Genomic DNA, 15,622 nt, shown 5'->3' on the forward strand with positions numbered 1-15,622 from the left:
GCGGATTACTTATGGTTGACAAGCACCCGTATTAAACGGATGCTCGTTGTGCTTTGCCCCAAGCTTCAATTAATGGAACCATTTCATCGGAATTTGTGCGGGATGCGTGCTGCAGATAAGTCATGGCCTTGAGAGACGCTTCGTGTGCTTCATCACTGGAGCCACGGCAGGCGTCATGAAGGACGCGGATATAATAATCATGCTGATGGGCATCCACAGCGGTGTAATGTACGCAGACATCTGTGTAATAGCCCCCCATGATCAGCGTTTGAATGTTCAGCCCGCGCAGCAGAATGTCCAGGTCTGTCCCGAAAAAGCAGCTATACCGGCGCTTCATATTGGTGAACTCTCCATCAATAGGCTGCAGACGCTCAATAATATCAATATACTCCGAGCCCTCAAGGCAATGGATGTTCTCGGTTCCGTCCAGCTCCCGGCCATAATCGACCATTTCCTTGCGGTGAATTTCCTGGAAGAAGATGACCGGCATGCCAGCTTCCCTGGCAGCTTTCAGCACACGCTCCAGCGCTACTACGGACGCTTCCACATCCTTGGCGGGAGATTTGTAGATTCCTTTTTGCGGGTCAACCAGCAGGAGGGCGGGATTGCCAACGATTTTACGCGATTCTTTTTCCATTATTCATTCTCCTTTTTATTGGTATAGGAACGTATTGATAATGCCTGCAGGATCGACTGGCGAGGTGATGATCTTCTGGTCCATGAAGAATGCGGAGAATCCCTTCATCGTAGTTTCCCATTCTGCCTTGTTATCAACCAGCATCGTTTTGGAGGCCTCTGAGGTCGTCAGATCCAATGTGGCAATCGTACTGTCTACAGCAGCAACATCCATCCCAAGCGCATCGGCAACGATTTTTTTGCCTTCATCGGTAGTGCTGAACAGCTTCAGTCCTTCATCAAAAGAAGCAACCATTGCTTTCAGCGCTTCCGGGTGCTCATCAATCATGCTCTTCTTGACAACCAGTGCATCAACGATCAAATTCGGCGCATCCTTAGTGGAGTAGAGCAGATGTCCGTCTTTGGCGGCGGCTTCGGACAGGTATGGCTCCCAGGTTACTGCTGCATCGACTTTACCTGCCATGAAGGTGGAGCCGGCCAGGTTGTTATTCATATTGACAATATTTACATCGCTTTCCTTCATGTTAACCGTCTGAAGTGCATTCAACAGCAGGAAGTGGGCGACTGAACCGATGGATACGGCAACATCCTTGCCTTTGAGATCCTGCAGAGTGGCGACATCCTTGCTTGCAATAATTCCATCCGCACCTTTGGAGCGGTCAATAACAGCAATAACCTGAACCGGGTCCTTCGGATCTTCAGTGGCTTTCATTTGTACAACGGCGTCAAGGGATTGGACAACCGCATCCAGCTTGCCGGACATAAACGCATCCTTCGTATTGCCTTCCATTTGCACAAATTCTACATTTACACCTTTATCGGCAAAAATTTTCTTCTCGTTGGCAACAATCGCACCGGCTGAACCGAGCCATGGACTGTAGCCAAAACGGATGTTCACATCATCTGCTGCCGGAGCGGCTGAGCTTGAGGCTGTGGTTGGCGCTGTGGTTGCTGCGGCGTTGCCGGCATCATTACTTTTATTGTTCGCATTGCCCGCCCCACAGCCGGCGATAAACAGCAGAGTGGACATGGCGAGTGCGAAAAATCCTTTTTGATGCTTTTTCATTTAGGTACCCTCCGTATAATGTATTATTTACTGTCCTATCCGTTAAATCCAACTGCTGCCTCCTTATGTTATTTTAGGTAAAATGAAAAACCCGGAAGATTATTTGGTAATAATCTCCCGGGTTTTTATCCCTCCGTGTCACATGCCGCTACCAAAAGCAACAAGTGGTTTACTCTCGGACCTGACCCCGTTAAGGCGGAACCCTAGTAAACTGTTTTGTTTTTAATTTATGTTACGTATACTAACATATAGATTTTTATTTTGACAAGCTTTTCTTTAAAAAAACATAAAATTCACTGTAATTGTGCCGAAAAATGCTGAAAAATGTCATTTTCCGAATTATTGTTTGACATAAAAATGAATCTAATGTTATATTAACTGACGTAAAAGCTATCGCGATTCTAATTGAATAACTAATAGTCTACTAGGGTTCCGCCGGCACCGCAGCCGGGGCTGGTCCGAGAGTAGACAGCTTGCCGCCGAGCGGCCAGCGGACACGGAAGGATAAAAACCTGGGAGATATCATCGAGACGCCAAGTCTTGTGATGTCTCCCTTTTATTTTTCCATAATACAGACATTAGAGGAGATGAGCAGGATGAAATCGCAGCAGCATTGGAGTGAAACTATGACTCCGGGAGGCAAATGGTCAGGCAGAATCGGGAAGAGGAAGCTGGTCCGCTTTACGGCTTTGGAGCAGGGGGCCAATGTTTCACTTCTTCTGTACAACATGCAGGACTTAACGGAGCGCTATAACATGCCGGATACCCTGAAGGCACAGCACACTGCCCACCTGACTCAAGGCCATGTGCTGATGAGCGACAACGGACGCGCTATGGCCAGCATTGTTCAGGACTCTCTGGGCTGGCATGATCCGCTTGGCGGTTATACCTTGCGTTCGGTGACGGAAGCCAAATATGGAATCAGCCGCTACCAGGAGGTGCGCAATGAACGTTACCGCTGCGGCCAGGACAATTTCTCCGTAGAGCTGGTGCGTAATGGTCTCGCGGTCAGGGATTTGTCACCGGCCATCAATCTGTTCTCCAAAATTTTCTGCGATGAGGAAGGAAATATGCATTTTGCAGACGGGCATTGTGCTGAGGGCTCCACTGTAACATTGCGTACGGAAATGGACATTCTGCTGCTGGTTTCCAATACTCCTAATCCATTTGATCCAAGCAGCGTCTTTCCTTCGGTTCCGGTCAAAATCGAAATTCTGGATGCTGAACCGCTGAAAGCGGACGATGAATGTGTGAACGCCCGGCCGGAGAACCGGCGCGCCTTCGAAAATACATGGAAGTATTACGCGCTTCAAGGCTGAAGGACATCAATAGTAACAGGGAGGATAAAAAAATGAATGGATTTCATCGGGTGGAAAGCAGCCGTAAGGCTGATGAAGCAATATATAGCATGATCATCCCCGCAGGTGAAGGCTGGATGCAGGAGCTGAAGCCGGGTCAGGTGCTGCGGATTGTTGATCTGGAGGGCAACCAGGCTGCGGATACATTGCTCTATGATGCAGAGCATCCCGAAGATCACTATAGCGCGGTGCAATCTATCGCTGCCCAGAAGAATATCTATCTGACCACCGGCTCTCTGCTGATGACCGAATCGGGTCAGCCGCTTGCGACCATAGTGGCTGATACCTGCGGACGTCATGACACGCTTGGGGGAGCCTGCTCTTCACAGAGCAATACCGTGCGGTATGCCCATGAGAAGGGGCATATGCATAACTGCCGGGATACTTTCATGCTCGAGCTGTCACGCCACCCCGAGAGCCACAAATACAGCAAACGCGATTTGGCGCCGAACATAAATTTCTTCATGAATGTGCCTGTAACCCCAGCAGGCGGTTTGACCTTCGAGGATGGGGTATCCTCTCCCGGTGCTTATGTGGAGATGCAGGCACAGCGCCGGACCACGGTGCTGATCAGCAATTGTCCGCAGCTTAACAACCCCTGCAATGCCTATAATCCGACACCGGTGCAGGTACTAATCTGGGATAAATAAGATCAAATCTTCAGGGAGGAGGGCAACTATGTTTACAAAAGTGCTAATCGCGAACAGAGGCGCAATCGCCGTCCGCATTGAGCGTACGCTCAGGGCCATGGGAATTGCTTCTGTAGCTGTCTATACCAAAGCAGATCAAGCCAGCCTTCATGTTGCCGGAGCGGATGAAGCAGTACTGATCGGGGAAGGCGCTCCGCAGTTCAGCTATCTGAACGCTGAACTGATCCTGCAGATTGCCAAGCAGACCGGCGCGCAGGCGATTCATCCCGGTTATGGCTTTCTGAGCGAGAATGCCGAATTTGCCCGTGCCTGCCGGGAGCAGGGGATTGTGTTCATTGGTCCATCGCCTGAGCAGATGGAGATGTTCGGACTTAAGCACTCAGCCCGGGAAATCGCCGAAGCCGCCGGGGTCCCGCTGCTTCCGGGAACCCCGCTGCTGACCGAACTTGAGGACGCGCTGCATGCAGCCGAAGCCATCGGCTATCCGGTTATGCTCAAGAGCACAGCCGGGGGCGGGGGGATCGGGATGCGTATCTGCGGTGCGGCGTCAGAGCTGCGGGAAGCCTTCGCTGCCGTAACCCATCTGGCAGCGTCCAACTTCAATAACGGCGGTGTCTTCTTAGAGAAATACATCGCCAAAGCCCGGCATATCGAAGTGCAAATCTTCGGCAACCGGGCGGGTGAAATCGCCGTTCTGGGTGAGCGGGACTGTTCGATTCAGCGGCGCAACCAGAAGGTGGTTGAAGAGACTCCGGCTCCGCTGCTGCCGCAGCGGGTAAGGGCCGAACTGCTGGAGTCCGCCCGCATGCTGGCGGCAGCGGCTGGCTACCGCAGTGCCGGAACGGTCGAATTTCTCTACGATCCGAATGCTGAGGCCTTTTACTTCCTTGAGGTGAACACCCGGCTGCAGGTGGAGCATGGGGTCACCGAAGAAGTGCTTGGCGTCGATCTCGTGGAATGGATGGTTCGTGAAGCTGCTGATGAGCTGCACGGACTGCAGGCGCTTGTGCCTGAACCGAAAGGGCACAGCATCCAGGCCCGCATTTATGCCGAGGACTGCCTGCGTGATTTCCGCCCCAGTGCGGGACGGCTGGATCAAGTAATACTCTCGGAAAGCTCCCGCAATGAAACCTGGGTGACAGATGGTGTAGAGGTGACAACACTCTATGACCCGATGCTTGCGAAGATTATTGTTCATGGTAAGAGCCGTGAAGAGGCCATTCATCAGCTTGCTGAGGCGCTGGCAGAGAGCCGCTTCTATGGTTTGACCACGAATTTGTCCTATATTGCCGAACTGCTTCGAGAGCAGGAGTTCACTGCCGGACGTGTCTATACCCGGCTGCTGGACGGATTCACGCCATCCGAGCATGCCTTGGAGGTACTGGATGGTGGAGTACAGACTACTGTGCAGGATTATCCCGGACGGACTGGCTATTGGGATGTGGGGGTTCCCCCCTGCGGACCGATGGACCCGCTCGCCTTCCGGATCGGCAACAAGCTTCTGGGCAATCCCGATACTGCTCCCGGACTTGAGCTGACCTTGCGCGGCGGAACTTACCGCTTCCGCGGCGCCATGTGGTTCTGTCTGACTGGAGCCGATATGAAGCCAGTGCTGGACGGTCTTCCTGTTCCAATGTTCCGCCCGGTCCTGGCTGAAGCGGGCCAGACGCTGGCGTTCGGCGAGGCACAGGGCGGAATGCGCGCTTACCTGCTGCTTGGCGGCGGCCTGGATATGCCCCAGGTTCTGGGCAGCGCCTCCACCTTCACGCTTGGCGGCTTCGGCGGACATGGCGGGCGCGCAGTGCGGACGGGGGATGTGCTGGGCGTCAAGCCTGCGGCGGCCCTGCCCTCCGCAGTGGAGCTGCTTCCCGGGAACCGTCCGGCACTTGTCCGGCACTGGTCAATCGGCGTAGTTCCGGGACCTCACTGCACCGAGGAGTTCCTGAATCCGTCCTATTTGGAACAGCTTACCGGAACCGAATGGGAGGTGCATTTCAACAGCTCCCGGACCGGAGTCCGTCTGATGGGACCGGCACCGCTCTGGGCACGTGAGGATGGAGGCGATGCCGGACTACATCCCTCTAACATCCATGACAACGCCTATTCAATAGGCGCTCTTGATCTTACCGGCGATATGCCCATTCTGCTTGGTCCGGACGGACCGTCGCTTGGCGGCTTTGTCTGCCCTGTCACTACCGCTTCAGCGGAGTTCTGGAAGATCGGTCAGCTTCGTCCGGGAGACAAGGTCAGCTTCCGGCTGCTGACGCTGGAAGAAGCGGAGAGGCTCCGTGAAGCACAGGAGCAGTTCCTGCTTGAGCTTGGGACAGGCCAGAACAGGGCTAATCTGCCTGCGCTGCAAGGTGCTGGCACCCAAGTGGCACCAGATTACCCAATTCTTCATCACGAAGCAGCGGGCCGCCAGTTTGCGGTTACGATCCGCGCCAGTGGAGATGCCAACCTTCTGGTGGAATACGGGGATATGGAACTGAATCTCCTGCTCCGCTTCCAGGTTCATGCGCTGATGCAGGCAGTTCAGGAGCATGGAGAAATTCCAGTGATGGACCTGACTCCGGGCATCCGCTCCCTGCAGGTTCATCTGGATGCATCACGGATGACCGTCAAGGAAGCGGCGCTCCTCATTGCTGAGATCGACCGCTCGCTGCCGCCGCTGGAATCCATCCGCGTCCCTTCGCGGATTGTGCATCTTCCGTTATCCTGGGATGATCCCGCCACCCGCATCGCGATTGAGCGTTACCAGCAAACCGTCCGGCCGGATGCCCCCTGGTGTCCGAGCAATATTGACTTTATCCGCCGAATTAACGGACTGGACAGCATTGAAGACGTCAAGAAAATCATTTTCGAAGCCAATTATCTTGTGCTTGGCCTTGGAGATGTCTATCTGGGCGCTCCAGTGGCAACGCCGACTGATCCGCGCCACCGGCTGGTCACAACCAAATACAATCCGGCCCGCACCTGGACCCCGGAAAATGCAGTCGGCATCGGCGGAGCTTACCTGTGTGTGTACGGCATGGAGGGGCCGGGCGGCTATCAATTTGTCGGACGCACCATCCAGATGTGGAATCGCCTCAGATCTACAGACAGCTTCCAGCCAGGCAAGCCGTGGCTACTGCGCTTCTTCGATCAAATCCGGTTCTATCCGGTAAGCGCTGAGGAGCTGCTGACGCTTCGCGAAGATTTCCTGCTTGGCCGATTTGAAGCAAAAATTGAAGAAACTACCTTCGATCTCGGCGAATATCTGGGTTTCCTTGAAACGATTGAAGAGAGCACCGCCGAGTTCCGGGCCCGCCAGCAGAGTGCGTTCCAAGCGGAACGCGAGAACTGGAAAAAGCTCGGGCTCGCCGAATACATGTCCGAGCAGGACCACGCACAGCCGGAAGCTGAGCAGGAGCTGCCGCCCGGCACAATCGGAGTACGCAGCGACATGCCGGGCAGTGTGTGGAAGATCATGGTTGCCCCGGGCCAGCACATCAATGAAGGCGACACGCTGGTCATTCAGGAGAGCATGAAGATGGAATTCAATCAGAAGGCAACCTCCTCAGGGACGGTTGAGGCGATCTATGTCGCTCAAGGTGAAACTGTGCAGGCGGGCCAGCTTCTGGTCAGTATTGTCACTTAAGAGAGGAGAGGCAAGCAAATGAACAATAAGGATATCCCGCATAAACTGACGATAGCCGGATTGCGGACTGCTTATCTGAGCGGGGACACTACTCCATACGAAATCATTCATGAAATTATTCTGCGCGCAGACAGAGACAAGAGGATGAATATTTGGATCACAGCCCCGGACCTGGAGTTCATACAGCCTTACCTGGACCGCTTGTCTGCGCGGAATCCGCTGGATTACCCGCTTTGGGGGATTCCCTTTGCCATCAAGGACAACATTGACCTTGGCGGGGTGCTAACCACGGCGGGGTGCCCTGAATATTCCTACATGCCTGAACGGCATTCCGGTGTGGTTGAACGTCTGATCGCCGCTGGAGCCATTCCGGTCGGAAAAAGCAACCTGGACCAATTCGCCACCGGTCTCGTCGGTACCCGCAGTCCCTACGGCGAAGCGCATAACGCGCTGCGCCCGGAGCTGATCAGCGGCGGCTCCAGCTCCGGCTCCGCGGTGGCCGTTGCCCGGGGGCAGGCCGCTTTCGCGCTCGGAACCGACACCGCCGGCTCCGGGCGCGTGCCTGCCGCGCTGCACGGCCTGGTCGGCTGGAAGCCCAGTCTGGGCTCCTGGCCGACGGTTGGCGTCGTTCCAGCCTGTGCCAGCCTGGACTGCGTTACCGTTATGGCTCATACGCTCGCGGATGCGCTTGAGGTAGACCGCACGGCAAGCGGCTTCCACGAAGATGATCCGTGGTCGCGCCCCCTGCCGCAGCCCGAAGAGAATCTGCCGCTGCGCATAGCGGTTCCGGCAGAGACGCCAATGTTCTATGGGCCATTCGCTGACAGCTACAGACAAGCCTGGGAATCCGCACTCGTGAGTGTGCAAGAGCTTGGGATTCCGCTAGTTCCCGTCGATACCGCGATGTTCTCGGAAGCCGCCGCGATTCTGTACGGCGGTCCGTGGGTAGCCGAACGCTGGGCCGACCTCGGCAGCTTCATAGAAGCGAATCCCGGAACGGCCTTCCCGGTGACGGAGACCGTTCTGCGCTCCGGAGCGGCAGCAGAGTATACTGCCGCCTCCGTCTTCCAGGCCATGCACAAGCTGCAGACCTTCAAGCTTGAAGCGCGGAAGCTGCTGAAGGACGCAGTGCTTGTGCTGCCGACAGCAGGCGGAACCTGGACGCGGGATCAGGTGCGGAAAGATCCGGTCTTTACGAACAGCCAGATGGGACTGTATACCAATCATTGCAATCTGCTGGATCTTTGTGCGGTGGCGCTGCCTGCGGGTGAAGCGGAAGATAGCCTTCCGTTCGGCATCAGCTTGTTCACACCGGCTGAAGATGAGGGACGGCTGCGCGCTTTTGCCAAGCTGTATTCGAAGAATGGAGGGAGGGAGCAATGATGGAGCAGCAGACGATTACGGTTGCGGTATGTGGCCTGCACATGCGCGGATTGCCGCTTGAGCAGCAAATGAACAGCAGCGGCGCGCAATTTCTGCGCGAGGCAGCAACGGCAGCGAAATATAAGCTGTACAAGCTCCCGACGGTGCCGGCCAAGCCGGGGCTGATCAAGCAGACGAAGGGTGGAGCTTCCATCCGACTGGAGCTGTGGGAGATGCCGCTTGCTTCATTCGGCGCATTTACCGCATCTATTCCTGCGCCGCTTGGCATCGGCAAGGTGGAGCTGGAGAACGGCGAAGAGGTCAGCGGCTTCATTTGCGAAGGCTACGCGGCAGACACCGCCGAAGACATTACCTCGTTCAGCGGCTGGCGCAGCTACATCTCCAAGACCTAATCGCCCCCCATTGTAACCGAAAAAAACCTTGCCTGGCGCTCATTCTGCCAGCAAGGTTTTTTCGGCTCTTCCATAAATGAATTCTTCCACTTCTGCGGCGGCAGCCTGAACATCCGGGTTCGAATTGTCAATGCGCCGGATATTCCCGGCCGGAAGCGGCCATGCCACCGCGCGGCTTCCCAGCGCAGAACGGAATTCGTTCCAGTGGTTGAATTTCCAGTCATCCAGCTGCGAGTGTCTGCCCTCAATCCGCTCCCGGTACAGCTCCTCACTCCCCAGCTCCACCAGCACTACCTTGACCTGGGTATCCTGAAGGGAGCGTCCTATCCGGGCCAATTCGCTACTGATCCACTCTGCATCTGCAGCTTCCTTGGTAAAAGGTCCAACTACATATACATCACAATCCAGCCCCATATTGTCGAGCGCGGCATCCATTGTAATCCGGTAGCCCAGGTCGCGGCAGAGCCGTTTATATTCAGCGGAATCCCGGTCCGCCGGGTCCAGTCCGTGCATCGTCATGATGGCATTGGCGGCAGGACGCAGCAGAATATCCATATCCAAAACAGCGGCTTTGCGGCGGGTGGCTACGGCTTTTGCCAGTGTGGTTTTGCCCGCGCCTGCCGGTCCCAGAAAAAATACAAGCTGATTCATCTTGAGTTCTCCTTAGCTCACAGGTTTATCTGTACTATCGTATCATTTTTTGCCAATAAAATCGCTGGTAGAAGCATGTCCGATCACTGACAGCTTTCACTGGAAATGCTATCTTGGTCATATAGCTAAGCAAGAGGTGATCTTTATGAGTGAAAACTTCATAGAAACGTTAACCTACTCTTTAAGTGATAGCAGTGGCGGGACAGAAACTTATTATGCGGATGTTGCCGCTTTTACCGATGAGGTGCTGGCAAAATTGCATACAGAACAAGCTGTAGGCAAATTCAGCCGTTATCTTGCACTCCGCAAGCTGGAACCGTTCGCTCCAGACGTGTGTGCCCTTGAATATTTGATGATTGGTGTATTATGGAAAGTCTATGGAGATAGAGCGGTTGCGGGCAGTGTGTTTACCGGACGGCTGCTGTCATCAATTTACGGACAAAAAGGACGGAGCGCGGGTGCGCGCAGAGCGGTGGATCGGCTGAAAGGGTTTGCCGGAACCGCCATATTAGCACGGCATAGACAGCCCAAGGAGCGGATTCGTTTGCAAGAGTTCGCTCGACTTGTTGGCTGGCTGCAGGCGAGCGGAGAGTTCGAGCAGGAGTGTAAACGCCTCACGCTCTGGCTGGATTTTATGAAGGGGTTGCCGAATGGGGAAAGCGACAGTATGTTGGTAAAAGCAGTAAAGAAAGCCATCTGGTTCGAACACGAAAGTGTCGAGCGTCTGGGCAGCTACACAACCAGCGTAGATTCATATATTGAACGTAACCAGCAGCGCCTGAAATGGCAGGAAAACCGCATCTTCTGCAGCCGCGCACGTGTGGAGTATCATCTGAATATGGTGGGCGCTGAGATCATGAACCGGGTCTTTCATGATGCCTTCCTGGCAGCCAAAGAAAAAATGGTCTTTCTCCCCGTGTGCATGCGCAATAAATCGGCTGAGGCTTGCCGGGCTGTACAAGAGGGGACTGGATATGCCTGCAAAGGCTGTTCCGTGAACTGCCGGGTAAATGCTGCTACGAAAATGGCTGCAGCCTACGGCTGCAAGGTGCTGATGATCCCGCATGCCTCGACTGCGTTCGGCCGGGAGCGCATTCAGAAGGGAGAGGTCGGTATCGTCGGTATCGCCTGTGTGCTGAATCTGATTTCCGGCGGATATAAAGCGAAAGAAATGGGATACGAACCGCAATGTGTGCTGCTCCATCATTCAGGCTGTATGCAGCATTGGCACCCGGAAGGCATCGAGACCTGCATAGATCTGGAGCGGCTGGAGCGGATTTTGCGGGAGGGAGGCAAACTAAATTGAATCGCCGTAAACTTCAACTTTTATTTCTTACAGCAGCCTTGCCGCTGCAGATTGTCGGATGTGATGCAGAGCAAGCCGCACAGCCGGAGAAATCGCCGGAAATACATATAACGGAAAATGTTCCAAGCAAGGATTCGGAAGCTTTTCAAGGCAGAGATTATATATTTCAAGACAGCAGCACAACGTTGTTAACTGAAGCCAATCTTAGCAACATCGACAGCAGAATGCTGGAGCTGGCTCGAAATGAGATATTTGCGCGTCATGGATTGGTGTTTAAGCGGGCGGACCTGAAAGCATTCTTTGCAGGTAAACGCTGGTACAAGCCCGATCCAGATTATAAAGACGGTCTGTCAGAGATCGAGCGCAAGAATATCAAGCTGATTCAACAACACGAAAAGCTGCTCGCAGCAAACAAGCTGGAACGGGTGTGGGATGTAGATTATCATATGCTGGATTATCCTCATGAGAAGGATTCAAAGAGGCTTCAAAATGCCTATGTGGACCTAAACGGTGACGGAACAGTTGACCATATCCAAATGATCTTAAGCAAACACAATGAAGAAGATGACGAATGGGTGCTTAAGGTGAATGATACTTCAGTGAAATTTTTTCTGTCCAATTTTGTGCCGAGACCCTATTTCAAAATCGTAGATGCCGATATCCAAGACCCGTATTTTGAGCTCGCCTTGGAGGATGTCAATGTAAGCGCGCAGCGTTCCACGAATTACTATTACTACAACGGAAAAAAGCTGATCAGCATGGGGACTCTGGACGGGTATACCGGAAACGTGCAAGCGATGGATGGGCGGGGAATCGCCATTTCTTCCAGACAGGCCTATGATTTTCAATGCTGGTTCTATCTTGAAAAATATAAGCTGGGCAGCAATCACTTGTGGAAAGAAGCTCCTGCAGATTTTTATCCTATGGAGCCGCCGACTCCCTGGGTCGCCAAAGTGCGGTTTCCGGTTTACAAAACCTCCGGGAGTCAGGATATCCTCAAATGGATAGAGCCGGGGGAGACGGTTTATTTTCTGGGCGGAGACACCAAGAAGTATGGAAAGATTAAGACGAAGAACGGCACAATCGGCTGGATTCGGCTTGAAAATGATAAGCTTTCCGGGACGGATACGGATATCAACGATTGCTTTGACGGAAGATTATTATACGGGTAGCTAATTTGACAACTGAACCGTCCAGACGGTATAGTCATTTCAGGACGGTGATGAAATATGGATTCGCAAGCTCAAGATAAGGAGAAAATCCCCAAACGGAAGCTAATCTTAATTGCTGCCACATCTGTGATGAAGGAGCTGGGCGGAGAGCAATTGACTCTGGATTTGGTCGCCAAGAAGGCAGGCGTCAGCAAAGGCGGTCTGTTGTACCATTTTCCCAGTAAAGAAGCGCTGGTGCTTGGTGTGGTGGAAGAGATGACGGCAACCTTTGAGGCCGATGTGGCTAAAAGAATTGCGCGGGACAAAGAGGAACGGGGGAGATGGAGCAGGGCTTATATCGAATCTACCTTTGATGATGCAGGTGTCGGTAATGAAATGGGTCCGGTGCTGTCTTCGGCGCTCTTTTTCAATCCCGAATCGTTAAATAGCATGCGTTCTGCGTATGAGAAGTGGCAGCACAATATTGAGAATGACGGACTTGATCCTGTGCAATCGACCATTGCCAGACTTGCGGCTGACGGTCTGTGGTTTGCGGAAATGTTCGGCCTTGCGCCTCCTGATAAGGAATTGAAGCAGCAGATCCGAAACGAATTGCTGCACTCGGCGAAGGAGGTGAAATGATGGCTTACTTATTATTGGCCTTATCCATTTCCAGTGAGCTGCTTGGAACCTCGATGCTGAAGGCTTCTCAGGGATTCACCAGACTGTACCCGTCCATCGTGACGGTTATTGCTTTCGTCTGCTCGTTCTACTTCTTGTCGATATCGCTGAAGACCATCCCGCTGAATGCGGCCTATGCGATCTGGTCAGGGCTTGGCACAGTTGCAACAGTGATTATTTCGGTAGTTATTTGGAAGGAAAAGATTAATGCGGCAAGTGTTGTTGGCATTGCCCTCATCATCATCGGAGTGGTTATTCTGAATCTGCTCGGCCCGGGCCATGCTTCCTCAGAAGCTGCGGCCTCCACGGACGGTCAAATTCATACAGTGCAGGAGCAAAGCGGACTCAAGTAAGCAGCATAGCTATATTAGTTGAAATAAAAGGGCAGAAGTGACGGAAGTCCAAACATTCCCCGCAGTTACGACCAGACCTAATATGAAAATCTATAGTTCAACTAATATTGAACGCCCAAAAAAGCCACTTCAGATTTTGAAGTGGCTTTTGGAGCAGCTCTTTTTTATTTGGAACGCAATGGTTTCAAAGCACCGCTCCAGGCAAGCACTTGATCAAGCATTGCATTTACGTTGGCAGTGTGGAGTTCTGCTGGTTTGAAGACAGAGCCGTTCTCGAAGTCGGTGAACAGGGACAGAAGCGGATGTACCCGAACGTCAGCGACCATCAATTCGCCAAGGATTCCGCGCAGATGCTCGGCTGCACGAACGCCGCCGGCAGAGCCGTAGCTGACGATACCCGCTGCTTTGTTGTTCCATTCCTCACGGGCGGAATCCAGCGCATTCTTCAAAGCGCCTGTAACGCTATGGTTATATTCCTGGGCAATGAATACGAAGCCGTCCAGAGTAGCCAGCTTAGCCGCCCAAGCCTGTGCCGGAGCATAGTCATCCGATTCTCCAAGGAGAGGCAATTTGTAGTCGGCAATATCTACGATCTCATAGTTCGCATCTCCGCGCGCATCCGCAATACCTTTTACCCATTCGCCTACCTGCGGGCTTACACGTCCTTGACGGGTGCTGCCCAAAATAATTCCGATGTTTAGAGTTGTCATTTGAAATTCCTCCTAAATAGTTGATTTTGCTTGCCTAATCTGATTTATTTCTTAACATGTTTTTATTATAGCATATTACTTTTATATAGCAAGTTTTATTTTGAAAGCATAAAATTTTTATTAATCCAGCTCAATTCTGAACACAACCGGCAGCATACTTGCAACTGTATTAGTCGTAATTACAAGAGCTTCTTCCGTTCGCTTCCAGGCCGGGACTTCATCGAAGCCAAGGATGCTGATATGCTTGATGATCCCCTGGAAATGAGGGGAATTCTCCTTAAGTGACTGAATGTGCACAGAGCCCTTCTTAGGATACACAAGGACGGTGGCATATAGAACTGAGCCTTTGACTGTAAAACGGATATCCTCACTTGTGAACAGCTTGGTCTTCCCGTCAGTAAATTGGCCTTCCTGAATTTCTGTCGGACCTTCACCGAACGTGCGCCAGTAAGCCGTATCATAGATAGCTTCGCCGTTAGCTTTTAGCCATCCCCCGATCTCCAGAAGAATATTCTTGTCCTCCTCGGGAATAGTGCCATCCGCCTTAGGGCCAATGTTCAGCAGCAGGTTGCCGTTTTTGCTGACGATATCGACCAGATCTCTGATAATCTCCGCAGCGGATTTGTAATTGTTGTTTTCGGTATAACACCAGGAGTTTTTGGCCACGGCTGTATCAGTCTGCCAGAAATAAGGCTTAAGCCCGGCAAATTGGCCTCTCTCCACGTCGGGAACGGCAGCGCCGAACATAAAGGCATCATGCTTATAATTGATCGCCACAGGGTAACCCCATTCTTCACCTCTGTTGTAGTAATATGCGGCGAATTTCTTGAGATAAGGCTTAAAGGCGGCGTTCTGAATCCACCAGTCAAAATAAAACACCTTAGGCTGATACTGGTCAACCAGCTCACAGCAGCGGACCAGCCAGTCCTCCAGAAATTCATCAGTTGGGGGAGAACCATACAAGTCATGATGATCCGGTTCAGGCATTGACGGCCAGTAGAAATCTCCGGGAGCTAACGGCTCATGCACATCGGATTCGAATTCCTTGCCATGCGACATGAAGAACCAGTGCTCCGCACGGTGTGAAGACACGCACAGCTCCAGCTCCTGCTCGGCGAAGGCAGCCTTCATTTCACCGAGAAGATCACGTTTTGGCCCCATTTCGTACGTGTTATAATGTGAGTATGCGCTTTTATACATTTGAAAACCGTCATGATGCTCTGCAACCGGCATAACGTATTTCGCCCCGGACTGCTTGAAAAGCTCCGCCCATTCGGCCGCATTAAAGTGCTCCGCCTTGAATAACGGGATGAAATCCTTATAGCCGAAATCTGCATGCTTGCCGTATACAGCCAGGTGATGCTCATATTCCGGGGAGCCTTGCATGTACATATTGCGGGAATACCACTCGTTTCCAAACGCAGGAACAGAGTAGAGGCCCCAATGAATGAAGATGCCAAATTTTGCTTGCTTGTACCACGCAGGAACCTTGAACTCACTTAACGAATCCCAGGTATCCTTGAATCTGCCACACTCAATCGTATTCTTGATCAATTGTAAATATCCGGCTTTGTCCATTATTATTCCCATCCTCTCGTAATTCTTGTACCGCTCTCATTGTAGCGGGGGATGGAACGAATAGGTATGT

The 15,622-nt window shown here is 52.7% G+C and carries 14 protein-coding genes and 2 riboswitches; of the genes, 9 read left to right on the forward strand and 5 right to left on the reverse strand.

Translation table 11 applies throughout. The features are described from left to right. Window positions 1–31 precede the first annotated feature (31 nt). Both AC0LWN_RS01875 and AC0LWN_RS01880 read right to left on the reverse strand, forming a co-directional pair. A complete protein-coding gene (locus tag AC0LWN_RS01875) occupies window positions 32–637 on the reverse strand; it encodes a cysteine hydrolase family protein (RefSeq protein WP_474662944.1) in 606 nt (201 codons plus the stop codon). A 15-nt stretch (window positions 638–652) separates the two neighbouring features. After that, window positions 653–1,702 carry an ABC transporter substrate-binding protein gene (locus tag AC0LWN_RS01880; protein ID WP_474662945.1) on the reverse strand — a complete coding sequence of 350 codons (1,050 nt, stop codon included), beginning with the start codon at window positions 1,700–1,702 and terminating at the stop codon, window positions 653–655. A gap of 112 nt (window positions 1,703–1,814) precedes the next feature. After that, window positions 1,815–1,920, reverse strand: a riboswitch (guanidine-I (ykkC/yxkD leader). 195 nt (window positions 1,921–2,115) lie between these two features. Next, window positions 2,116–2,223, forward strand: a riboswitch (guanidine-I (ykkC/yxkD leader). 75 nt (window positions 2,224–2,298) lie between these two features. Here AC0LWN_RS01880 and AC0LWN_RS01885 point away from each other — a divergent pair. The 5 genes from AC0LWN_RS01885 to AC0LWN_RS01905 are packed head-to-tail and all read left to right on the forward strand — an operon-like array spanning window position 2,299 to window position 9,122. Next, a complete protein-coding gene (locus tag AC0LWN_RS01885; RefSeq protein WP_474662946.1) occupies window positions 2,299–3,021 on the forward strand; it encodes an urea amidolyase associated protein UAAP1 in 723 nt (240 codons plus the stop codon). Between the two features lie 32 nt (window positions 3,022–3,053). Continuing rightward, window positions 3,054–3,710, forward strand: coding sequence for an urea amidolyase associated protein UAAP2 (locus AC0LWN_RS01890; RefSeq protein WP_474662947.1), 657 nt, complete (start codon window positions 3,054–3,056; stop codon window positions 3,708–3,710). Window positions 3,711–3,738: 28 nt separating this feature from the next. Then, window positions 3,739–7,347: an urea carboxylase gene (gene uca, locus AC0LWN_RS01895; RefSeq protein WP_474662948.1), complete on the forward strand. Its 3,609-nt coding sequence runs from the start codon at window positions 3,739–3,741 to the stop codon at window positions 7,345–7,347. Between the two features lie 18 nt (window positions 7,348–7,365). Then, entirely contained in the window at window positions 7,366–8,730 is a 1,365-nt protein-coding gene (locus tag AC0LWN_RS01900; protein ID WP_474662949.1) for an allophanate hydrolase, read from the forward strand. After that, the gene (locus AC0LWN_RS01905; protein ID WP_474662950.1) at window positions 8,727–9,122 is read left to right on the forward strand and encodes an allophanate hydrolase-related protein; all 396 of its coding nucleotides are present in this window, start codon (window positions 8,727–8,729) and stop codon (window positions 9,120–9,122) included. Before AC0LWN_RS01900 ends, AC0LWN_RS01905 begins: the two co-directional genes overlap by 4 nt. Window positions 9,123–9,161: 39 nt before the next feature. Here the strand turns inward: AC0LWN_RS01905 and AC0LWN_RS01910 are convergent, their stop codons facing one another. After that, on the reverse strand, window positions 9,162–9,773 hold the full coding sequence (locus AC0LWN_RS01910) for a P-loop nucleotide/nucleoside kinase family protein (protein ID WP_474662951.1): 612 nt from the start codon (window positions 9,771–9,773) through the stop codon (window positions 9,162–9,164). Between the two features lie 145 nt (window positions 9,774–9,918). On the opposite strand from AC0LWN_RS01910, the gene AC0LWN_RS01915 reads away from it, so the two are divergent. From AC0LWN_RS01915 to AC0LWN_RS01930, 4 genes are read left to right on the forward strand one after another with little or no spacing between them, the layout of a single operon-like run. Next, entirely contained in the window at window positions 9,919–11,079 is a 1,161-nt protein-coding gene (locus tag AC0LWN_RS01915; protein ID WP_474662952.1) for a DUF116 domain-containing protein, read from the forward strand. Then, window positions 11,076–12,251 (forward strand): YARHG domain-containing protein, encoded by a 1,176-nt coding sequence (locus AC0LWN_RS01920; protein ID WP_474662953.1) that lies wholly within the window; start codon window positions 11,076–11,078, stop codon window positions 12,249–12,251. Before AC0LWN_RS01915 ends, AC0LWN_RS01920 begins: the two co-directional genes overlap by 4 nt. Window positions 12,252–12,308: 57 nt before the next feature. Continuing rightward, on the forward strand, window positions 12,309–12,872 hold the full coding sequence (locus tag AC0LWN_RS01925) for a TetR/AcrR family transcriptional regulator (RefSeq protein ID WP_474662954.1): 564 nt from the start codon (window positions 12,309–12,311) through the stop codon (window positions 12,870–12,872). After that, a complete protein-coding gene (locus AC0LWN_RS01930; protein WP_474662955.1) occupies window positions 12,872–13,264 on the forward strand; it encodes a DMT family transporter in 393 nt (130 codons plus the stop codon). The genes AC0LWN_RS01925 and AC0LWN_RS01930 overlap by 1 nt, the downstream gene beginning before the upstream one ends. A gap of 164 nt (window positions 13,265–13,428) precedes the next feature. Here AC0LWN_RS01930 and AC0LWN_RS01935 read toward each other — a convergent pair whose 3' ends face one another. Both AC0LWN_RS01935 and AC0LWN_RS01940 read right to left on the reverse strand, forming a co-directional pair. Continuing rightward, on the reverse strand, window positions 13,429–13,974 hold the full coding sequence (locus tag AC0LWN_RS01935; RefSeq protein ID WP_458965418.1) for an NADPH-dependent FMN reductase: 546 nt from the start codon (window positions 13,972–13,974) through the stop codon (window positions 13,429–13,431). A gap of 120 nt (window positions 13,975–14,094) precedes the next feature. Further along, window positions 14,095–15,552, reverse strand: coding sequence for an alpha-L-fucosidase (locus AC0LWN_RS01940; RefSeq protein WP_474662956.1), 1,458 nt, complete (start codon window positions 15,550–15,552; stop codon window positions 14,095–14,097). Window positions 15,553–15,622 lie beyond the last annotated feature (70 nt).

The sequence above is a fragment of the Paenibacillus sp. sgz302115 genome (assembly GCF_056120445.1).